This window comes from Aerococcaceae bacterium DSM 111021 (assembly GCA_020112395.1).
Classification (GTDB): Bacteria; Bacillota; Bacilli; order Lactobacillales; family Aerococcaceae; genus Ruoffia.
This window is the reverse complement of the sequence record JACCEK010000002.1, coordinates 530,261-552,125: the sequence shown is the minus strand read 5'-3', so window position 1 is coordinate 552,125 and position 21,865 is coordinate 530,261. Positions and strand designations below refer to the sequence as shown.

Sequence of the window (21,865 nt, the reverse complement as noted above, 5' to 3'; positions counted from 1 at the left end):
AGCCACATAATAGCCACGATAATACTAATACTCACTATTGGTCTTGAAATACTTATTAAATAAGGTGTTGTGAGCACCTCTTTAATAAAAGCTAAAAACATTGGATATTTCACTTACTTATTGATTCTCGTACTTTTATTAGTCCTATCAATTTAATAGCTATTAATATTAGAATTATTCCCCCCAAATCCTAGGGTGTGTTGTTAATCAAAGCGAGATGCTATTATGAGGCTAAAAAATTTTAAAACTACTTCTTTTGTTGTTGTCATTATTGTGAGTTTCATAAGAGTTTTTTAAAACTAATAAACTTTAATAAAAACACAAGTGTACCTTTGGTTTGATAACCTAGATATACTTGTGTTTTGAAATACGACTATTTATATAGATAGCATTAAAAATTTCATTCTTCTTCAGTTAAATACTCATATAAATCTTGATTATGAGGGAATTCTTTTCTATAAGAATCAATAAGCTGAGGATTTTTACTCTTCATTAAAACTAATGATGCATCCCAAGGGATAATCTCAGTATCACCTAAAGGATGTAATATGTGTATATCTAGGTCCCACATTTCTTTATTGCCATCTGAAAGAGGAAAAGGATGACTTGATATTTCCTCGTAGCTGATTCGTTTGTCAAAACTTGTAAATACACCCCATACAAATTGAAGCTCTGTTTCGTTCAATATTCTTTTTAACTCATGTCCGTTAAAAAAAACATATTCTTGATAATAGGGTATGATTTTATTTTCTTCACTTGTATGGACATAATCACTGATTAACCAATTTTTATCCAGTTCTTCCTTTGGAAGCAAGTTAAAGATTTCCGACATATTGGTGAAATAATTGTGCTTAAATTTATTTATTATTATACCTTTCATTATCTTGTTCCTTTCTGTTAATACCAATCTCCCATATTAGGTTTATTCGGATTAGACCAGTCCCAATCATGTTCATGAGGAACTTTAGGATGGTTTTTGGCATTACCGTGGTCACTATAATGTTTGTCATGTAAAGCTTTACCTTCACTATCAAAAGTACGTTCCAATATTGTATTTCCTTCACCATTGGCTGATGATATCTCAATAAAAGAAGATAAAAATTGGCACCAACTCATAAACTAGCTAATTATTAGAAGATAATATGTCTATTATATTTATTTAAAGTCAAAAAGATATGATAACAACTTATATAGATGATTAGGCACTAAAGTCCACTTTAAAAAATATCGTTTTTCTATTGGTACATACTTAAATCTAATCGTAATAAAACTCATTCTCAAATAGAATATAAACTTTATCGTTCAAGAAAATTTTGGCAATTGCTCTCTCCTGGCGGTAAATAGTAAGCATATTATCTTCTGTAGTAAGCTTTGAAATATTATTTATAAAACTGGTTAAATAGACATGCTGTTGATCAAATATTTCTATTTCAACTGTATTTTGTAAAATATCAAATCGAAAGTTTATAGTCACTTCATTGATTGTTCTTGTATATTGGACGATATGATGAGACTCCGTCTTTTTAATCGTGTCTTCTTCCATCCAAAATAGTTCGAGCATGTCATATGTATCATACTGTATTGGTTTATCTACTTGCTTAACACGTTCTTGATTATAGATTCTTACAGAAACTGATTCTTCGAATATAAATTCCATCTTCAACGCTTCCGTCGAAGTATCGGAATTATTTAAAAAAATTAGTGAATTATTTTCTTTTTTTATTATACTTACTTTGGTGTTGCTCATATCAAGTAATGGCTTATCATTTTTAGTGTGATATAGTCTCAATTTATCTTCAAAAACATCAAGATGTAATAACATACTAATTGAGTCTTTTATTAAATAATAATCTGTATAAACAGGTGTACCTGAGTCTCTGTTTGAGAGTGTATGAGTGAAACGGTCAAAGAAAGTAAGTAATTCGTTATGTTTATAAAGAACCATAACATAAACCTCCTTATCATAATTGTGATTCAAAAAATGAAAAAAATTATTTTATGCAATCAAAGAGGCCACTAATTGTTATTTAATACGATGAGTAATTTTTTTATGGCATTACCATATATATATTAATCATTTTTTTGAAATTCGTTTAAAATTCACTTGATAATTTAAAACGATCCATAAATTGTATTTGTATCGTTGACGCTGACTGAAATGAAATCATTCATATCAACTTTAATATAATTTTCACAATTTCTATTGACGATTAATGCAGTATCTTTCTTTATCAAATGAGTGATCTGATTAATATGTCCATTCATCATAAAAATATCATTATTGATGACCTCGAAGGAAATTCTGTTACTATCTTTAAATATCTCTAAAAATACTTTCTGATTTTTAATTGCCCTTGAATATACTAAAGATTTACCAGTTTGAGTTTGACGAATCTCACCCTCCATCCAAAATAATTCCAACATATCAAGATCATCTATTTTTAATACTTCGTAAAGATTAGTTTCTTTCTTTGAATCAACAAGAGTTAAAACAATTTTATCTGATAGCGTTAATTTGAATTTTAATAAATTATCATGATAAAAGTAAATTGTTTCTTTTTCTTTAACAACTTCTGTAATATTTTCAAAATTAATTCTACAGATTACATTATTCTTCTCAATGACCCTTAAAAAGATTGATTTTTCGTACACATAAATACTAAGAAGTAGTTTGATACCGTTTAATTTATAAGAAAAAATGACATCCGTTGGTATATTTTCACCATTTATATAGCGACTATAATCAAATAGTGTACCTACTTTTTCTTTATTAAATATCATTAGAGACACACCTTTCCTGTATATTACTGTATTGGAATTTAATTACTAAAAAGAAAGTGAAGAATTTTTTTATCTTGTAAGTCTACAACTAATTCCCAGATTCCTTTACTACCTCGAAACGAGCCTTCTACATCCCATCGAAGCGCAGCATCTTTGTACAAATCTTTTTGCGGTGTATTAGCTTTCATTACTATCATCTTCATTATCAATATATGGAGAAGTTCGATTTTCAATAAATAAACCATGTTTTTCTGGAATTGATTTAGCTTCGACCAACTTTTCGATCACACCGATATACATATAGTAGTCATAACCAAAGTGAATTTCTAATCTTTCACTAACGAGTTTTGCCCAAAAAGCTCCTCTAAGAAGCAAACGTAAAATCTCATCGAATAAACCAAATTCTATTTCTTTGTCATTTTTTAAATCTATATCTGGATGCATCCCAAAAAAATTACCCAGTTCTTCATCATTGTGTCTCTCTACCATTTTTAATTGAAGAGTCTTAACATTTAAAATTCTTGCTGTATCTAAAGCAACATTTACATAAGCAGACTCAGTTTCAATATATTTTTCCATTGTTAATAACTCACCAGAGTTACTGTGTCCAACGTCACTAAAATCTAACCAATCGTCCTTTAAATAATAACCCTCTTCATTTCAATATATTGGATTATATTTTGATACTCTAAAGTATATCATTCTAAGCTATTTTTTTCGTTTAAAACTTTAATCTTATCAGCGCCTTTCAAGTAACCCCTCATTATCAAAGACAAAATATTTTCACTATTCATGTAGATTAATTTTTTTGATTATGATAAAGTAACGTAAATATTATAAATGCATTAGAATAAGAAGAGTAATTACTTTAATTGTTTAAGAGAGCCTATGTTACTGGGATTAGGTACATGAGAAGTGATGAAACAAGTCTTACTAGCTGCTGTTTGGATGTATAAGAAGCTGATAAACAGACGGTCGCCTCCGTTTACAGGCTAGGTATTATGTTGGTACCGAAACAAGAGGAAGCAATGTGCTTCAATAAGGATGGTACCGTGATAAAAGTCACTCCTAAGAATTTATTTCTTAGGAGTGGCTTTTTTTTATGAGGAGGGATGAGTAATGAAAACTAACAAAAAGGATATAGAAATATTTTATTTACTTACAAGTGTTGGTCTAGCTAACGTCGGGGAGTGGATCTATTTCATAGCATTAAATATGATGATTCTAAATCAAGGAGGGAATGCATTCACTGTAGGACTATTGTATGTCATACGTCCCATTGCTGATATACTTACCAGTATGATTTCAAGTCCATATATTGATAGACTATCTAAAAAGAAATGGATGATTTCACTCAGTTTATTGAGAGCGTCACTGGTTGGAATGTTAGTTTTGAGTCAAAATTTGGTGTACATTTATGTAATTGTATTTTTTATTCAAGTTTGTATTTCAATTTATGAACCTTTGAGTATTAGCTACATTACTTTGGCTATACCAAAAAAGAAGATAAAGAAATTTAATTCCTGGAATAGCCTTGTGAGTTCAGGAGGATTTCTGATTGGTCCAGGTATAGCTGGGTTTCTTTTATCTATAGGTACTCCGTTGCTTGCGATATTGATTAATTCTATTGCGCTTTTAGGATCTGGTTTTCTACTATTTTTCTTAACTGATTATACTATTCCTGAAATGACTACTAATAAAAACTCAATTTTAGAGGAAAGCAGAGCAGCAGTTCGATATTTGAAAGAATATTATAAAACAAATCGTATGATAGTGTTCTTTTATTTGTTAGTTTCTTCTTTGTTCATTCTTGCCGCTGGATTAGATTCTGTTGAAGCGGCATTCTCTAAGCAAGTTTTATTGATGAGTGATGGACAATATGGTTTGTTAGTAAGTATATCTGGAGCAGGTTTTTTGATTGGCTCAATTTTAAATAGTTTAGTTGTAGAGAGATTGAGTATTAGGCAATTAATTATATTTGGAGGGTTTACCTATATAATGGGTTATCTGATATTCAGTACCTCATCTAACTTTGAAGTAGCAAGTATAGGTTTTTTCTTAATTTCTTTTGCTCTGGCCTATATCAATACAGGGTTTAGAACATTTATTCAACTAGTATTCCCGCTGAACAAGATAGGACAATTGACTACGGCTTTAAATATATTAAATTCATTATTTGAGATGATTATTGTTCTGACTGTGAGTGGTTTGTCGATGTTAATACCATTACGAATTACTCTAATCTTGACTGAACTTCTGATGGTTGTAATATTCCTTTCAATTGTACAGTATTCGAGAAAACTAAAGATAAATCAATTAGAGAACAGTTGGAAAGACTCTGGCCTAGTTGATGAGTTATAAGATAATAATTTTCATATAAATCAGGTTTTCGGTTTAATATAAAATGGCTAACAATCGAGATATTAGCCTCTCCTCTCTATTTATAATATAATTGATACAAATTAGTAGAAGAGGAGAATTCATATGAGTTTATTCGATAATGCAACAAATTTATTTGATATGTTTGTCTCAAATGACAAAAGTGAAGAGCAAGAAACGCTGGCGAATCGCGCAGGTTTAAGTACTTCTGACTTTAGTAAAATCGCGGCACTTGGTCTCCCGGCTATTCTACAAGGAATCAATCGTAATACGAATGATGAAGCAGGGAGTGAATCATTTAACTCTGCTTTGAAGCAACATGAAGATGTTGAGCAATACAGTTCTATCAATCAACTTTCTAGTACTGTAGATACAAATGATGGGGATAATATCTTAAGTCATGTGTTTGGTAATAAGGATGGCGTGGTTAACCGCATCTCTAACACTGTCGGATTATCTTCCGGAAGCGTTAAGAAAGTTTTAGTTCTATTAGCACCGATTGTGATGAAATATTTTGCAGACCGTAAAAAGAAGAATAACTTGGATAAGACAGGTGTTCAACAAGAGACAGGTAATGTAATAGGACAATTAACTGAATCAGTTCAAAGCTATAATAAAAACAATTCAAGTCCACTAGATATTGGTGGAATGTTAGGTGGCTTATTCGGCAATGATTCGAATAAGGACACAGCAAGTTCAACAAAAGAGGATGATAGTTTGTTGGATAATGTATTCGATATGTTTAAATAATTATAAGACTACAAAAAGCATTGGATCTGCACCGAGTTTAAGCAGATTCAATGCTTTTATCTGTTTACTGTGTGACTTGTGGATTTGAACTCAACCTCAAATCCATATTTATGCGTTTTTTGGATTTGAACTCAATCTCAAATCCATATTTATGCGTTTTTTGGATTTGAACTCAACCTCAAATCCATATTTATGCGTTTTTGGATTTGAACTCAATCTCAAATCCATAATTTTGCGTTTTTTGGATTTGAACTCAATCTCAAATCCATATTTATATGTGTTGTGGATTTGAACTCAACCTCAAATCCATATTTATGCGTGTTGTGGATTTGAACTCAATCTCAAATCCATCTCGATTCATTTTATTAGTTAAATCAGAACTCCCAGTAGTTATTGTTAGTACTTCTGTCATAGAAGGAGTACAATATTCTCATAGGAGGCGAACTGTGATGAAACGATTTTTTAAATCTGTCGTGTTATTATCGACATTAGCACTACCACAATTAATTCTGCCGAATGCCAAGTTAGATATGATTCCTTTTGCACCAGCAGGTCAAACGGTTCAAGCTGAATCAATCTCACCTAAAGGTCATGCGCAAGAAATCGTTGATACGTTAGATGAGATGTATCCTGAAGATGTATTGCCAACCTATGTTCTGACACCAGATATGCCAGAATATGTGACAGCCGCAACAACGGGAGCTGAAGATCAAGATAACTTTAATATCTTTTACTATGCTGAGGATACACCTTATGAAGTTAATGATCCCGCTGTGAATAAATTAACACCAGTGGCGTCTTTAAGTAAAATGACGTATCAAACTGAAGAGGAAGCAATCCAAGCAGTGAATCAAGTTCTGGATCTTCAAGGTGAGGAAGTAGATCTAGGGTATGGTATAACAGGTTATATGCAAGGCGCAGCCGGTTCTACTTACTTGAATTGGCAAGAAGGCAATTGGAGCCTGTTAGTTCAAGCAAACAATATGAATGAAGAAGACCCTGTTCCTCTAGCTCAATCTGTCGTTGAGTATTTAGAAGAAGTGTATCTCCCAGAACCATCTAATGTAGGACAAATTACATTGAGGACATCTGGTAAGGAGACTTATGAAGACAATGCTGTTGTATGGCAAGATGGCAACGTTGTTTACCAAGTGAAACACATTGACCCAATGCATGCGATTATTATGACAGGTTCAATCTCAGAGCCAACTCAACAGTAATAGATTGAATCATATATGAACAAATTAAAAACCCTGTGCTTACCGTTTTTAGCGGTAGGCACAGGGTTTTTATGTGACTTAGTTTGCTGGTTCTGGATGTACTTTAGTTAAAATTAAGCCAACAACAAAACCGATTAAAGCTGGAACAACCCAACCGAATCCAATGCTGTAGAAAGGTAAGAATGATTTAGCAAAACTACCAAGCATATCACCTTGTAACCATTGGTATAAAGGTTGTGGTAAGGCTGCGATCATATCGAATAGGGCAGCAATCATTGTAAAGAATGTCACGCTACGATAGATAGCACGGCTCTTAACAATTGGCTCAAGTAGATGTAGTAAGATCAACGTGATAGCTAATGGATAAAGTAACATCAACACAGGTAAAGAATACGAAATAATTAAGTTTAACCCAATATTCGCAACTAAAAACGAAATGATTGTTGCAATAAACGTCCATACACGTTTAGAAAGGAACTGCGGGAATAAATCTGCAAAGGTCTCAGCTAAAGCCACTACAAGCCCGATAGCAGTCTTTAAACACGCAACAGCCATGACTCCAGCAAGTAGAATTTGACCGAACAGACCAAAGTAATGTTGAGTCACAATAGACATTGCAACCCCCCCGTTAGGTGCGACATCTGTAAAGTTAAGACTTTGAGTACCTAAAAGGGCAAGACACAGGTAGATTAAGGCCATGACCGCTAAACTCAGTACCCCACTTTTAACAGTCTGAGAAGCTAATCGCTTAGGCTCAGTTACACCGATATTTCGAATAGATTTAATAATAATAATACCAAAAGCCAATCCAGCTAGCCCATCCATCGTATTATATCCTTCAAGTAACCCCGTTGAGAAAGGCGTATTTTGGTAGGATTCAACCGATGCTTCACCACCAATTAAAGCATCACCAGAAGTGAACGCTCTAATTAAAATAACTGTTAGTAATACTAAGAAAAGCGGGTTTAAATAACGTCCAATCCAATCCAAGATTCCACTAGGTCGCAGTGAAAAATACAAAACAATTAGATAGAAGATAAATGAATAGATGAAGAGTGACATCGCACCGAATTCTTGTGGGATTAACGTAGACAGGCCTACTTCATACGATACCGTCGCCAAACGCGGTGTCGCAAAGAAAGGACCAATTGTTAGATATAAAGCGACCGTGAAGAAATAACTGTATTTCTTAGATATCTTCTGTGTCATATCAATAACTGATTCACTTTGCGATAAGCCCATTGAGATAACTGCCAGTAAAGGTAGCCCGACAGCTGTAATGTTGAATCCAAGAATTGCAGGCCAAACATTTCCACCTGAAGATTGTCCTAGTGAGACTGGGAAAATAATATTACCAGCACCAAAAAACAATCCGAATAATAAGGAAGCAACAACAAGTATTTCCTTAAATGTTAGTTTAAATTTAGGTTGTTTCATAATATACCTACTTTTTTATGTATTTGTGTTCATAAATATACAGTGTAACGGCATATTGCCGAATTATCAACCGCTATTAGGAATATATCGACGTATTGTATTAGAAAGTCAAAACAAAAGAAAATTTACATAAAGTTTACATAATCTAGACAATAGATTTACATTCATATGATAATCTAAAACTTGTTTAGGAAAGAAAATTAATTAAGCAGTGGCTATCCAAACATATCTTGACTGAAACCAACTGCTAGATTGTTATTATTGAAATAACCAGGAGGAGAACATGAAGATTTTCGAATTAGATTTAAAACTAGGTGAATACGATACACAAACAAATGTGAAGATACCTTTAGGGATTAGAAATAAATACTCTGAGCTAGTCATTTATTTCACTTACTCACCGAATAATAGTAAAGATGATATAGCGAGAAGGCAAGTTGAAGATGCATTAATAAAGTATGATGTGGCTAATTACGCAAGTGCTAAGCTTCTAGCCAGTAATTATCTACCTGTCGACAACTTAATTACGTTATCTTTATCAAAGAACGGAACGTATTTAGGAGCACATCATAATAAGAGTAACAAACAAGAAATTACAATCAATAATAAGAAAGCGAGCTTTGGATTTTGGCCCGTTGAGATCGAACCCGCTGATTGGGAACTGCAACTGAATTGCCATTGTATAGCGAGTAGAGTCGTAGAGGCGAACATTAGAATCGAGGCGACACTATGAAAAGATATCAATACCCAGTAGAAGTTCATGCGCATACGATTCATAGTGACGGGCAATTTACTGTTGAAGAGTTGATAGAATCAGCCGTGTCTTTTGGTTATAAAGGGCTCATTCTAACAGACCATAACACCTCAGCAGGCTACTTAGAGATGCCCAGTGTACAAGCTGTGAAAGACGAAGATATTATTACGCTTCACGGAATTGAATGGACGACATATTTTGGTCACATGCTTGTTCATGATGCGGATTATGATGTTGATTGGCGTGAAGCGACACCGACTACAATAGATAAATACATGTTAGAGGTTCAATTAGCGAATGGATTAGTCGGTATCGCTCATCCTTTTGATATTGGAAGTCCAATTTGTACTGGTTGTCATTGGGACTATCAAGTTGAAAACTATGACCTTGTTGATTACATCGAAATTTGGAATAGTAACCAGCCTCAAGAAAAATCAGAATCGATTCTCGCTTATGAATTTTGGTTGGATAAATTGAATAAAGGTTACGAAATATCTTGTTCTGCAGGAAGAGATTGGCATCGTCCAGACAGGGAAGAAGCTAATATGGGCGTGACTTATTTAGAGCTCAATGAAGAGGAACTAACACAAGAAAACTTTAAAGAAGCTCTTAGAAAGGGTCGCTATTATATTACATTGGGTCCTACGGCTCACTTTAATATCGAAAATAAGAACATCATCTTTCAGATGGGAGACCGTGTACATCATTCAATGCTTGAGCAAGGTAGTGTGTCGGTGAATTTAAAATCAACTGAATTAGAAGCATTAAAAGGATTTGAGTTGAATAACATTTATCTGTCTCTTTGGAATAACGATCAGTTAATCTACAAAAGTGAAGTAAATAAAGAATTGAGTGAAGAACTGGCTTTGCGTTTCACTTTACCTGACAATCTATCAGCAGGTTATCTACGTTTTGAAGTCCGTGGAGACTTTAGAGGAGTTAAAGACACACCGATTATAGTAGGTAATCCGATTTACCTTAGAAAGTAGAATGATTTACGAAAGCTACTTGTCCAATCTTATAGGTTTGATGGGTAGTTGGTAGTTCAAGTTAAATAATTTTGGAGATATTCCTACAGCATCCATGGATAATTTTAGACAGATACCGATAGATTTATTTAAAGAAGCAAAAAATTAGAAAAAAGGTTACTTGATCATGAAGTTCAAAGTAGGCTTGATAGAACAGATTTAACCATCTTCTCTGATGAAGAATGGAGAGGAAACATCTCATATGATACTCAAGTAGATAATTATGATAATACACTTAATATAAATGGTGTTTCTAATCTGATTATTACTTAACATCAAAAAAACAGATAAAAGAGTTGTCAAATAAAAAAGTGTATGCTATGATAGCGGTAACATAAAAAAGAGGCATGTGACTGGTTATGCAGGCAGGACCTAAACAAATTTTTCTCCTAATATTAGGGGGAGTTTGTTTGGGTCCTTTTTTGTTAAAATTTATTCAACTGACTCTTAGATAGAAAGGATGAAAAATATGGATTATAACGAGACAGCAAGTGAAGTCATTAAAGGAATCGGTGGGAAAGATAATATAAATTACCTTGAGCATTGTTCAACGCGTTTACGATTTACCTTAAATGATGACGATAAAGCGGATATTAAATTTTTAGAGTCTATCCCAGGAGTTGCGGGAGTCAGACAAAATGTTCAGACACAAATTATTATCGGTAATGATGTGAACGAAGTTTATGCAGAAATACGAAAAATTGTAGGTAGTGTAGGTAATAAAAGTCAATCAGGAAATAACAAAAAAAATCAAAAAATTGGCGCCATTTTTATGGATTTCCTTATTGGAATTTTCCAACCACTAGTTCCGGCTATTGCAGGGGGTGGGGTACTTAAATCTATCCTTCTATTATTATCAATGTTTGGTTTAATTGATGCGACGGGTACGACGTATCAACTACTTAATTTTATTGGGGATGCGCCTTTATACTTCTTACCACTACTTGTGGCCATGACAACGGCTAGAAAGCTAGATGTAAATCAAATTGTTGCAGTTGCGACTGCAGGAAGTTTGATTCTCCCAGGTATTACGACATTGATGGCTGATGGGGCAACGCTTTTTACATTAGATGTACAAAACGTCGCCTACACGTATCAAGTTTTTCCAGCCATCCTTTTAGTTCTATTCTATGCATTAATGGAGAAGTTCTTTACAAAGTATTCACCTAAAGCAATTCGAATCTTTTTTGTTCCAATGATGTCAATGGTTATCACTGTGCCAGTTACCTTGCTTTTCTTAGGGCCATTAGGCTTCCAAGTTGGTGAGATTATTTCAAGTCTTATTATGTTCCTGTATTCAAACTTTGGTTGGGTAGCGACAGGATTATTGGCAGCGATACTACCATTTATGGTGTCTACCGGAATGCATAAAGCTATGTTACCTTATGCTGTATCATCAATGACTTCATTAGGTCGAGAAGTATTATATTTACCAGCTTCGCTTGCGCATAACATTGCAGAGTCTGGGGCGTGTTTTGCGGTTGCTATACGAACAAAGGACAGTAAGTTGAGATCCACAGCTATCTCAGCCGGTGTTTCTGCTTTATTTGGTATTACAGAACCTGCTTTATACGGTGTAACTTTACAAAATCCGCGTGTATTATCAAGTGTTGTTATTGGTAGTTTGGTTGGTGGGCTATTCATTGGAGTTATGGCAGTAGAAGCTTTCGCTCTTGTTGGACCAGGTCTAGCAAGTATTACAATGTATGCAGATGTGGATAATTCTATGAATATCGTCTGGGCAATTGTAACGTTTGCTATCTCATTTGTGGTGGCCTTTGTTGCTGTATTATTCTTATATAAAGAAGAACTAGAGATTACGGTAGAAGAAGAAATGACTACAACAAATTCAGTCGAAATAGATGAGGTGACTTTAACGAGTCCAGTTGAAGGAAATGTTATGGCTTTAGCAGATGTCAATGATGATGTATTTTCGAGTGGTTTAATGGGAGATGGGATTGCCATTAAGCCAACAGAAGGAATATTATACGCTCCTTCAAAAGGAATTGTGAAAATGATTTTTAATACTAACCATGCTGTAGGCATGATAACTGATTCGGGAGTTGAATTATTATTCCATATAGGTATTGATACGGTTCAATTGAAAGGCGATCATTTCAAATCACTCGTTAAAGAAGGTGAGGAAGTGATTGCTGGGCAAGCATTAATTGAATTTGATCTGAGAGCGATTGAAGCAGCAGGTTATGACACAACTGTGATTGTAGTCATTCAAAATGCCCCAAATTATTCGTTAAGAACAATAAACAAAAATGCAAAAGTAAATTCAAATGACGTTGTAGTATTACTAGAAAAAGGAGCATCATTAATATGATAAAACAATTTCCAGATAATTTCTTATGGGGTGGAGCTATTGCAGCCAACCAAGCAGAAGGAGCTTGGAATGTAGGTGGTAAAGGACTTTCAGTGGCTGATATGGCGATTTTTAGACCTGATGTTGATATTAAAGATTACGCCAAACATATGGAGATAACGAGTGAGTCCATTGAAAAAGCAAGTAACGATTTGGATGACAAATGGTATCCAAAACGACGAGGAATCGACTTTTATCATCACTATAAAGAAGATTTGGCGCTATTTTCGGAGATGGGCTTTAAAACCTTGAGATTATCAATTGCATGGAGTCGACTATTCCCTACAGGCGAAGAACGTGAGCCGAATGAAGAAGGACTGCAGTTCTATGAAGATGTCTTTAAAGAAATGAAACGCTTAAATATTGAGCCAATAGTCACTCTATCACATTATGAGATGCCTCTTGCTTTGAGTGTTAAGTATAACGGTTGGGCAGATAGAAAGGTTATCGATGATTTTGTACGTTTCTCTACAGCGTGTTTTAAACGCTACAAGAATTATGTGAAATATTGGTTAACCTTTAATGAAATTGATAGTATTCACCGTCATCCTTTCACAACCGCAGGGATTGTACCTGATAAGTGTGAAGAGGGTAAAGAAACTGAAATAGTCTATCAGGCTTTACATCATCAATTTGTTGCCTCAGCTATGGTAACGAAATTATGTCATGAAATTATACCGAATAGTGAAGTAGGATGTATGATTACCAAATTGACTACATATCCACTAACACCTAAACCTGAAGATGTTGAAGCGACGTTGAAAAAGAACTTAAATAATTACTTTTATTCAGACGTGCAAGTGTTTGGCGAATACCCAAGACTGATACTTAAACAACTAGAGAACAACGGTATTCATCTTGAAATGACATCAGAAGATCTAGATATATTGAAAGAGAATACAGTAGATTTTGTTTCTTTTAGTTATTATATGTCCATGACAGAGTCAACCGACCCTAATGCAGATCGAACGCCTGGTAACACAGTTATCGGTGTTAAAAATCCTTATCTACCATCAACAGATTGGGGTTGGCAGATCGATCCTAAGGGCTTAAAAATTTCTTTAATCGAACTGTATGATCGCTATAAGAAACCCTTAATCATTGTTGAAAATGGGATGGGCGCAAAAGATGTCGTTGAAGATGGTAGAATTCACGATCCATACCGTGTAAAATACTTTAAAGAGCATTTTGAACAAATGTGGGAAGCCATCAATGAAGGCGTTGAATTGTTCGGCTACACTTCATGGGGTGCTATTGACTTAGTCAGCGCCGGTACGTCACAAATGTCTAAGCGTTACGGCTTCATATATGTAGATCAAGATGATGAGGGGAACGGGTCATTGGAGAGAATTCGAAAAGATTCTTTCTACTGGTATAAGGATGTCATCGAGTCAAACTCAATTGAGTAATTAACGATAGATGGGAGGAATCATATGATTGAGATAATTAAAGTTTTGAATACGAGTGTTGTGCTGGTAAATTTTAATGGTCAAGAAATGATTGCTCTAGGTAAAGGAATCGGCTTTAATCAGAAAGCCGGCAACTCAATAGATAGTAAAAAAATAGACCGTATGTTCTATTCAGTAAGCAATGATAAAGTATCAACTTATATTAAATATGCGGAGACAATACCATCTATTTTCTTTGAGTTAACTCAAGAAACGGTTAGTTATGCGGAGAACTTACTGAGTGTAAAATTGAACAACAGTGTTTACTTTATGTTGGCGGATCATTTACACTTTGCCATCGAACGTTATGAAAAAGGAATCCAAATAACCAATCGAGTCGTATGGGAGATTCGAGCTTATTATCTACAAGAGTTTCAAGTGGGATTAAAATTATTGGAAAAGTTAAAAGAAGAATTCGATATTGAATTACCTGAAGAAGAGGCAGCTAATATAGCCTTCCATATTATCAACGCGCAACAGGAACAAAATAATCGCTTAGACAGTGTTAAATCAGCTAAGATTATTAATAATATCGTCAATATTGTAAAGTATTCAGTCGGATTGGATGAAGCTGATGAATCGGTTCATTTTCAACGATTTATAACGCATGTTCGTTTTTTTGTCGAAAGAATTTTGACGGATAATATGCTACATGATGAGGATGATTTTTTGTTCGAACAAGTCTATCAACACTACTCCGAAGCGGTCTCCATCTCAAATAAGATTGATGATTATTTGAGAGGTAAACACGGAGTTGTTATTACGAATGAAGAAGTGATGTATATCATCATACATGTGGATCGATTGCTGAAAAGTAAACAGAAGAAGTAAAAAAATCATTGCCCTAGTACTCACTAATGGACTAACCCAAATTATTGAGACACTATAAAACACCTTCGAAGTGGTACACTTGTAAAAAGTACTTACATCGGAGGTGTTTTGCATGGGCAAAAACGTGTATTCATGTGAAGTTTAATGGGCAGTTGTTAAAGATAAATTAAGCGGTGAATTTACGATGAAAGAAATTATGGAGAAACATAGAATCAAAAATAAATCACAGGTTTCAACTTGGATGAGGTGGTATCGCGCAAATAAAATTTACCGATTTGATCAGCCGATAGGCAAACAATATACCTTCTGTCATGGTCCGGAATTCGCCAGTGAAAATGATAAGCAGGAACGCTAACTGTCATATTAAAAAATGGAGAATGACATTTTTAAAAAAATACATGGAAATCGAAGAGGATGTGACAGCGATCTTAAGTGCTTTAGGTATCCCACGAGCCAACTATTATCGACCAACATGGTTTTATTCAATAATGAAATTGTCGCTTACAAATTATATAATCATCAACAGACGTCACTCGTCATTGACACATTGAAAGCAGCGCTGTGCACTCGCAATTATCCTGAAGGCATCATCTCATCATACACTCGGATCAAGGAAGTGTTTACACGTCGTATGCGTACCAGGGCTTGGTTAAGAAGAATGATCTCGTTAGCAGCGTGTCCCGACGTGAAAACTGTTGGGATAACGCGGTGATTGAATCATTCCATTCAAGTTTAAAATCGGAGGAATTTCAATATACTAAATTCAATTCGCTCAGTAATCAAGAAACGATCGAACGAGTGATAACTTATTTAAATTATTATAACAAAGAATGTATCCAAGAAAAATTAGGCTACCTGACACCGATAAAATACAGTGTCAGAGCAGCCTAATAAGGTGTTTTATGTGTGTCTCATTTCGCTATGTCAGTCTACTAAGACAATGAGTTTTTTATTTTGTGTAGATATTTTGGTATTCTTGCTCAGAAAGTGGTTTTTCATAATCTTTCGTTATCTTCACAACGACATTTGTTAAGAGAAAAATACTAATAATATTCGGTAACACCATTAGCCCATTGAACAAATCAGCTAATGACCACACTAGATCCACGTGTAAGCCACTTCCAATTGCGATAAATATTGCCACTAGAAGGCTGTAGATGGGAATAGCTCCTTTACCGAATAAGTATTTAACGTTCGCTTGTCCGAAAAAGTACCACCCGATAATGGTTGCAAAAGCAAAGAAGAAAACACTAATGGCTACAATGATATAACCCCAGTTACCAAATACTTGGGCATAGGCTAATTGTGTTAATTCAATTCCGGTTGTAGCACCGTCGAGAACACCAGTAGTTAATATAACTAAGACAGTCATCGGAAGAAGCACAATCGTATCAATAAACACACCCATCATAGCAACTAATCCTTGTTCACTTGGGTGTTTAACACGTGCAAGTGCATGTGCATGAGGTGTTGAACCCATACCTGCTTCATGAGTGAATAAGCCGCGGGATACACCAAAGCGAATCGCTTGTTGAATCGACACACCTAATATTCCCCCTAAGACTGCATCGGGATTAAAAGCTCCAACGAAGATCATCTCGAAACTAGCCGGAACATTTTCAACGTTCATAATAATCACAATAAATGATGCGATAGTAAAGAATAAAGCCATCAGTGGGACAATCTTTTCAGTAACAGATGCGATTCGTTCAACTCCACCTATAAAGACCATGAGAGCCATGATTGCCATCACAATACCAGTAATCCATGGACTAATTCCGAAAGCTGTGCTGACTGCATGACCTACTGAATTTGCCTGAACCATATTTCCCATAAAGCCTAGAGCAAATATGAGTAAGACTGAGAATAAGGCTGCGATCACTTTTCCTAGACGCCCTTGGAAGGCAGCTTGGATGTAGTAAACGGGTCCTCCTACAAGATGTCCTTTTTCCGTTGTACGATAATATTGAGCTAAAGTTGCTTCTGCGTAAATAATGGCCATACCTAAAATAGCGCTCAGCCACATCCAAAAGACAGCTCCGGGTCCACCTGAAACCATTGCAGTCGCAACTCCAGCTAAGTTACCCGTTCCAATCTGAGCAGAGATTGATGTTGCGAGCGATTGAAAAGAAGTCATCCCATCCTCGGCACTTGCCTTGTCTCCTTTTAATGAGATTGAACCAAAGGTTTTTTTGAAACTTTCACCAAACTTACGAAACTGTATAAAGTTCAATCTTATTGATAAGTAAATACCCATTCCACTTAGTACGACAATCAGCAATACATCCCACAAAGCACCATTAATCCAGTCAATTAAGTCAATCATCATTCGCTCCTCGAAATCTATTTTTATTATAGACCTCATTATTATTAAATTAAGGTTAGAAATCAAGACAAATAATGGAAGTATATTAAGCAATATTTTGTTTGTTCGTCTCTTAAAATCAAAACATAAAAAAATTACTGCTTGCTACGTATCGATTGGTTCTGTAAGATTTGAATTGAGGCTTAGAAAAGACGTTTTTTATAACGATAAATGTTGGGAGTAACAAAAATGGACATCAAAAACTTTGATAACTTGTACAACAAACTACTATCAGTTGCTAGTTGGACAATCGTAATTTATACAATTCTTCTTGAGGTGTTTAACCTACTTAATGAAAATATCTATATAAGCTTTGTGATTCAGTTTCTTATACCCGTTTCGATCGTATTGTTTTTAATTTATCAATATCGCAAGTTAAATGTTTCTGATAATAAAAAATTAATCATGCTGTTATTAATACTTGTTGTGTTGGTATTAATGTTATTTGTTAAATTTATCCCACAGTTTTAAACAGCAGATCGTTGTTTTCATCCAAAAAGACCGTAGTGAGCATTTTAATTCATGACGATCTCTTTACACACTGAATGCTCGCTTATCTAATTTGTGTTCGATACAAAGAAACACCCTGCCAAATATAGTAGGGTGTTTTGTTATATATGAATAATTTTACAGTAAGACTGTAAAATCATTGGAATGCTCGAGTTGACCGGGCCAACTTTGAGTTCCATCTTCCACACGAATAGCATTGAAACCGTGCTCACTTAGATACTCACAGGCTTTTTCTGCACGTTTACCGGTTTTACAAATGACATAGTAAGTTTCATCATCATTCAAAGCTGCAGTGTGCTTAGGCAGCGCGTCTAATGGTATATTGACAGCATTAGGCACATGTTCCATCTCATATTCATCTGTATCACGAACGTCTAAAATAATTAACGGTTCAGAATTCGCTTTTTGATAAAATGATTTGATATCAATATTTTTATGCATTGTTATAAGATGCCTCCATATGTTTAAATTAATACATTAAATCCTAACATATACACTTTGAAATAACAATTTAAGTTTTTCTTAGGAATGTGCTTTTAAATTGATAGAATAGACCTGACTGAAAAACAGATAGGAGAATGTATAATGAATCAATTGAATGTTGAATTAACACGCTTTCGAGTAAAAGCTGGGAAAAGTAAGCAAGTTGATGAATGGATGGCTTTTCTTAACAAACATATGGACGATGTCCTCGTTACTTTAGAAGGTGAGAAAATGTATATTGAATCCATCTTGCGAGAGAAAGTAGATGGACATGAATATTTATATTGGTATTCAATCCAAGGCGAAGGTGGGATTGAAGTTGAAGAATCCAACCATTATATAGATAAAAAACATTTAGAATATTGGGAAGAGTGTATCGATGAAGAGTACAAACCGGTCGACTTAACAACTGAAGTAGTCATGATACCTAATAGAATCCAGCAACAGATGAATTAAAATATAAAGATGTAGCGTTCCTCATAGTAAATGAATGAGACGCTACTTTTTTTTGTAATTTTTTGTTTTTTTAGGTATGTGTTTCATTTTGTCCGGAAATTTTTATATTATTTAGCTATGAAAACGTTATGATATATTAAATGAATTAGTTAATATGTAATGAAGTAAGCGAATGAGGTGAGAACTATGCAAGTAACTGTTAGAAAAGCACGAATAAATGATGCGATGAGTATTGGAAAGATTCAAGTGAGTAGTTGGCAGTCCACTTATCAAGGTATCGTATCGGAAGAAGTGTTAAACAATATGAGTTTGAATCACAGTATCGAACGTTGGGTGAATATACTCGAAGGTGATGCGTTGACTTATGTTTTAGAGAAGGATAATGAAGTCGTAGGTTATATCAGCGGAGGATTACAGCGGAAAGATAGTTACCCAACTTATGAAGGTGAACTTTATTCAATTTATTTGATGAAGTCAGCCCAAGGGTCAGGAGGAGGCCGTTTATTAGTTGATACACTAGTGAAAAAATTTAAAACCATAGGAATCAGATCAATGATGGTCATTGTGTTTATTGATAACGATCGAGCTATTCGCTTTTATAAGAATTTGGGTGGGGAATTTATTGGTATAGAAACAATTAAAATAGAAAATCAAATACTCGAAGAACAGGTGTATGGCTTTAAATTTACGAACATTCAATAAGTGAGTGACTATTATCATTCGCATTTGTTTGCGCAATCTGTAAGAAGTATTTATGATAAGTTTTTAGGAGATGAGACGATGAAGCATATTGGTACAAAAGAAATTGAAACAGACCGTCTGGTATTAAGACGATTTGTTAATGAAGATGCAAAAATAATATTTAAGAATTATGCAAATGATGATGAGACCACTAAATATCTCACATGGTCAAGCCACCGAGAAGTGTCAGTCACTCAGGCGATTCTTGCTACATGGGTAGAAGGCTACGGAGACTTATCTCAATATAAATGGGCCATTACTTTAAAAGAAAACCCCAGTGAAGCTATTGGAGACATTACCGCAAGCATGAGTCCTAACTATGCCAGCATTGATGCCTGTGAAATCGGCTATGTCCTTAGCCGTAAACATTGGGGAAAAGGGTATATGAGTGAGGCGATGGAGGCCGTGACAAATTATTTATTAAAAGAGGCAGGATTCAACAGAGTCATAGCACGCCATGATGTAGCTAATCCTGCGTCTGGTAAAGTTATGCAAAAGGCTGGTTTGCAATTTGAAGGCATTCATCGTCAAGGAAGTTTGAATAATACAGGGATTATAGATACAGCGCAGTATGCGATATTGCGAGAAGATTTAGAAAAATGAGGTAGCAAGAATGAATCATTTTGGAACAGCTCGTTTGTTATTAAGACGCTTTGTTAATGAAGATGCGAAAGCGATGTATGATAATTGGGCGAGTGACGATCAAGTGACAAAGTATTTAACTTGGCCATCGCATACAGATGTATCGATGACTCAGTCATCAGTGAAAAACTGGGTAGAAGGTTATGAAGACGCATCTCAGTATAAATGGGCAATCACATTAAAAGGCAACCCAGGTGAAGTCATTGGCGACATTAGTGTCGTCGCAATCAGTGAACATCGTCAAGAATGTGAGGTTGGTTATGTTCTTGGTCACAAGTTTTGGAGTCAAGGATACATGAGTGAAGCGATGAAAGCTGTATCGCATTACTTATTAATAGAGGCAGATTTCAACCGAGTTGAGGCTCTACATGATGTAGCTAACCCGGCTTCTGGGAAAGTCATACAGAAAGCGGGGCTACAATATGAGGGCACTCACCGCCAATATAGTCTGAATAATACAGGGCTTGTTGATTCTGCACGCTATGCCATTCTAAAAGAGGATTTAATAAAGGAGTTTACTAAAAAATGAGACGTGTAATTATTGATACAGATACTGCTGGAGACGATACAACTGCGATACTGATGGCTTTACATCATTTTAAAGTAGAAGGGATTACGATCGCTTCAGGGAACGTCGAGTTTAATCAGCAAGTTGAGAATGCTTTAGTGACGGTTGAAACCTTTGACCCTCAAGAGAAAGTACCTGTATTTAAAGGACATGAAAGTCCGATGATTTCATTGCCTTTAAAAAAACATTTAACGGTTGAAGAAATTCAAGGTGGCAATGGGATGGGGGACGCAGTCTTTCCTAAGCCAAACCAAGTTGCGGAAGATGAGCATGCGGTCGACTTTATGATTCGAACAATTAAAGAGAATCCTGGTGAGATTGAAATCATCGCTCTCGCTCCTTTGACAAATATTGCGATGGCTATCAAGCGTGATCCAACTATCTTAGCGGATATTAAGCACATTTGGATTATGGGCGGAATTAATAATGCTTTAGGGAATGTTGCGGCAGTGGCAGAATACAATTTCTATGTTGATCCTGAAGCAGCGCGAATTGTACTTCATTCGGGTGTCCCACAGACTTTGGTAACTTGGGATGCAAGTTTATACTATGGTGTCATCTATGATGACGACATTGCGATTATTGAAGCCTTGGACACAAAAGGATCGAAGTTCTTCCTAGATGTAAATTTATTCGTAAAAGCATTTGAGTTTGCTAAACGTGGTGTAGATGGGATTACGTGTACTGATTCTTTACTTGCAGCTGTAGCAGCAGATGAGTCAATTGTGCTTAAAGCCACAGATTATTATGTAGATATTGAAACAGGTGGAAACTTAACTCGAGGATTCAACTTAGTTGACCGAGAAAAAGAGTTAGGTCAAGCACCAAACATACGTATTATTGAAAATATTGATAGCGACAGATTCAAAGCAATGTTAGGCGATGTGTTAGCCAATATGAATTAATTGTGGTGGCTATTTTATTTATCATGTTGACTTTAAGATAGGTCTTCGATAGAATATTAATAAATAATGAGAATTTAATGATAAAAACGACGAAGAGAAGAGTAACGAATTGGATTTGGCACAGAGAGCCCGGATGGTGTGAAAGGGTACAATGAAGAAGCGTGAAGATGAACTCTGAGTATTAGACAAGTGGAAG

At 35.0% G+C, this 21,865-nt stretch carries 25 protein-coding genes and 1 other annotated feature; of the genes, 16 read left to right on the top strand and 9 right to left on the bottom strand.

The window, feature by feature from the left end:
* Window positions 1-400 precede the first annotated feature (400 nt).
* The 6 genes from HYQ40_08855 to HYQ40_08830 all read right to left on the bottom strand — a co-directional run bounded on the left by HYQ40_08855 (window position 401) and on the right by HYQ40_08830 (window position 3,360).
* Entirely contained in the window at window positions 401-880 is a 480-nt protein-coding gene (locus tag HYQ40_08855) for a hypothetical protein (GenBank protein MBZ6527889.1), read from the bottom strand.
* 17 nt (window positions 881-897) lie between these two features.
* Window positions 898-1,047: a hypothetical protein gene (locus HYQ40_08850; GenBank protein MBZ6527888.1), complete on the bottom strand. Its 150-nt coding sequence runs from the start codon at window positions 1,045-1,047 to the stop codon at window positions 898-900.
* A 208-nt stretch (window positions 1,048-1,255) separates the two neighbouring features.
* Window positions 1,256-1,945, bottom strand: a complete 690-nt coding sequence (locus tag HYQ40_08845; GenBank protein ID MBZ6527887.1) for a hypothetical protein — start codon at window positions 1,943-1,945, stop codon at window positions 1,256-1,258.
* Window positions 1,946-2,112: 167 nt separating this feature from the next.
* Window positions 2,113-2,781 carry a hypothetical protein gene (locus tag HYQ40_08840; GenBank protein ID MBZ6527886.1) on the bottom strand — a complete coding sequence of 223 codons (669 nt, stop codon included), beginning with the start codon at window positions 2,779-2,781 and terminating at the stop codon, window positions 2,113-2,115.
* Window positions 2,782-2,819: 38 nt separating this feature from the next.
* Window positions 2,820-2,978, bottom strand: a complete 159-nt coding sequence (locus HYQ40_08835) for a hypothetical protein (GenBank protein ID MBZ6527885.1) — start codon at window positions 2,976-2,978, stop codon at window positions 2,820-2,822.
* Complete coding sequence (locus tag HYQ40_08830; protein ID MBZ6527884.1) at window positions 2,959-3,360, bottom strand: hypothetical protein; 402 nt, start codon at window positions 3,358-3,360, stop codon at window positions 2,959-2,961. Before HYQ40_08830 ends, HYQ40_08835 begins: the two co-directional genes overlap by 20 nt.
* 257 nt (window positions 3,361-3,617) lie before the next feature.
* Window positions 3,618-3,854: a binding site (T-box leader), on the top strand.
* Window positions 3,855-3,900: 46 nt separating this feature from the next.
* On the opposite strand from HYQ40_08830, the gene HYQ40_08825 reads away from it, so the two are divergent.
* The 3 genes from HYQ40_08825 to HYQ40_08815 all read left to right on the top strand — a co-directional run bounded on the left by HYQ40_08825 (window position 3,901) and on the right by HYQ40_08815 (window position 7,130).
* Window positions 3,901-5,142, top strand: coding sequence for an MFS transporter (locus HYQ40_08825; GenBank protein MBZ6527883.1), 1,242 nt, complete (start codon window positions 3,901-3,903; stop codon window positions 5,140-5,142).
* A 123-nt stretch (window positions 5,143-5,265) separates the two neighbouring features.
* Window positions 5,266-5,910 carry a DUF937 domain-containing protein gene (locus HYQ40_08820; GenBank protein ID MBZ6527882.1) on the top strand — a complete coding sequence of 215 codons (645 nt, stop codon included), beginning with the start codon at window positions 5,266-5,268 and terminating at the stop codon, window positions 5,908-5,910.
* A 449-nt stretch (window positions 5,911-6,359) separates the two neighbouring features.
* Window positions 6,360-7,130: a hypothetical protein gene (locus HYQ40_08815; protein MBZ6527881.1), complete on the top strand. Its 771-nt coding sequence runs from the start codon at window positions 6,360-6,362 to the stop codon at window positions 7,128-7,130.
* Between the two features lie 78 nt (window positions 7,131-7,208).
* Here the strand turns inward: HYQ40_08815 and brnQ are convergent, their stop codons facing one another.
* Window positions 7,209-8,567, bottom strand: a complete 1,359-nt coding sequence (gene brnQ, locus HYQ40_08810; GenBank protein MBZ6527880.1) for a branched-chain amino acid transport system II carrier protein — start codon at window positions 8,565-8,567, stop codon at window positions 7,209-7,211.
* Window positions 8,568-8,850: 283 nt separating this feature from the next.
* Here brnQ and HYQ40_08805 point away from each other — a divergent pair, with 283 nt between their 5' ends.
* The 7 genes from HYQ40_08805 (at window position 8,851) to HYQ40_08775 (ending at window position 15,890) form a co-directional block, all read left to right on the top strand.
* Window positions 8,851-9,300 (top strand): hypothetical protein, encoded by a 450-nt coding sequence (locus tag HYQ40_08805; protein MBZ6527879.1) that lies wholly within the window; start codon window positions 8,851-8,853, stop codon window positions 9,298-9,300.
* Complete coding sequence (locus HYQ40_08800; protein MBZ6527878.1) at window positions 9,297-10,310, top strand: CehA/McbA family metallohydrolase; 1,014 nt, start codon at window positions 9,297-9,299, stop codon at window positions 10,308-10,310. Before HYQ40_08805 ends, HYQ40_08800 begins: the two co-directional genes overlap by 4 nt.
* A gap of 508 nt (window positions 10,311-10,818) precedes the next feature.
* Window positions 10,819-12,681 carry a PTS glucose transporter subunit IIA gene (locus HYQ40_08795; protein MBZ6527877.1) on the top strand — a complete coding sequence of 621 codons (1,863 nt, stop codon included), beginning with the start codon at window positions 10,819-10,821 and terminating at the stop codon, window positions 12,679-12,681.
* Window positions 12,678-14,129: a glycoside hydrolase family 1 protein gene (locus HYQ40_08790; protein MBZ6527876.1), complete on the top strand. Its 1,452-nt coding sequence runs from the start codon at window positions 12,678-12,680 to the stop codon at window positions 14,127-14,129. The genes HYQ40_08795 and HYQ40_08790 overlap by 4 nt, the downstream gene beginning before the upstream one ends.
* 24 nt (window positions 14,130-14,153) lie before the next feature.
* Window positions 14,154-14,999: a PRD domain-containing protein gene (locus HYQ40_08785; protein MBZ6527875.1), complete on the top strand. Its 846-nt coding sequence runs from the start codon at window positions 14,154-14,156 to the stop codon at window positions 14,997-14,999.
* A gap of 184 nt (window positions 15,000-15,183) precedes the next feature.
* Window positions 15,184-15,354 carry a hypothetical protein gene (locus HYQ40_08780; GenBank protein MBZ6527874.1) on the top strand — a complete coding sequence of 57 codons (171 nt, stop codon included), beginning with the start codon at window positions 15,184-15,186 and terminating at the stop codon, window positions 15,352-15,354.
* Between the two features lie 353 nt (window positions 15,355-15,707).
* A complete protein-coding gene (locus tag HYQ40_08775; protein MBZ6527873.1) occupies window positions 15,708-15,890 on the top strand; it encodes an IS3 family transposase in 183 nt (60 codons plus the stop codon).
* Window positions 15,891-15,948: 58 nt separating this feature from the next.
* On the opposite strand, the gene HYQ40_08770 is transcribed toward HYQ40_08775, so the two are convergent.
* Window positions 15,949-17,364, bottom strand: coding sequence for a sodium:alanine symporter family protein (locus HYQ40_08770; protein ID MBZ6527872.1), 1,416 nt, complete (start codon window positions 17,362-17,364; stop codon window positions 15,949-15,951).
* Between the two features lie 189 nt (window positions 17,365-17,553).
* On the opposite strand from HYQ40_08770, the gene HYQ40_08765 reads away from it, so the two are divergent.
* Complete coding sequence (locus HYQ40_08765) at window positions 17,554-17,835, top strand: hypothetical protein (protein ID MBZ6527871.1); 282 nt, start codon at window positions 17,554-17,556, stop codon at window positions 17,833-17,835.
* Between the two features lie 156 nt (window positions 17,836-17,991).
* Here the strand turns inward: HYQ40_08765 and HYQ40_08760 are convergent, their stop codons facing one another.
* The gene (locus HYQ40_08760; protein MBZ6527870.1) at window positions 17,992-18,315 is read right to left on the bottom strand and encodes a rhodanese-like domain-containing protein; all 324 of its coding nucleotides are present in this window, start codon (window positions 18,313-18,315) and stop codon (window positions 17,992-17,994) included.
* A gap of 144 nt (window positions 18,316-18,459) precedes the next feature.
* Here HYQ40_08760 and HYQ40_08755 point away from each other — a divergent pair, with 144 nt between their 5' ends.
* From HYQ40_08755 to HYQ40_08735, 5 genes are all read left to right on the top strand, one after another.
* Window positions 18,460-18,813 carry a hypothetical protein gene (locus HYQ40_08755; GenBank protein ID MBZ6527869.1) on the top strand — a complete coding sequence of 118 codons (354 nt, stop codon included), beginning with the start codon at window positions 18,460-18,462 and terminating at the stop codon, window positions 18,811-18,813.
* 186 nt (window positions 18,814-18,999) lie between these two features.
* Window positions 19,000-19,515, top strand: a complete 516-nt coding sequence (locus HYQ40_08750) for a GNAT family N-acetyltransferase (protein MBZ6527868.1) — start codon at window positions 19,000-19,002, stop codon at window positions 19,513-19,515.
* 78 nt (window positions 19,516-19,593) lie between these two features.
* On the top strand, window positions 19,594-20,157 hold the full coding sequence (locus HYQ40_08745; protein ID MBZ6527867.1) for a GNAT family N-acetyltransferase: 564 nt from the start codon (window positions 19,594-19,596) through the stop codon (window positions 20,155-20,157).
* A 10-nt stretch (window positions 20,158-20,167) separates the two neighbouring features.
* On the top strand, window positions 20,168-20,725 hold the full coding sequence (locus HYQ40_08740; GenBank protein ID MBZ6527866.1) for a GNAT family N-acetyltransferase: 558 nt from the start codon (window positions 20,168-20,170) through the stop codon (window positions 20,723-20,725).
* Window positions 20,722-21,669: a nucleoside hydrolase gene (locus HYQ40_08735; protein ID MBZ6527865.1), complete on the top strand. Its 948-nt coding sequence runs from the start codon at window positions 20,722-20,724 to the stop codon at window positions 21,667-21,669. Before HYQ40_08740 ends, HYQ40_08735 begins: the two co-directional genes overlap by 4 nt.
* Window positions 21,670-21,865 lie beyond the last annotated feature (196 nt).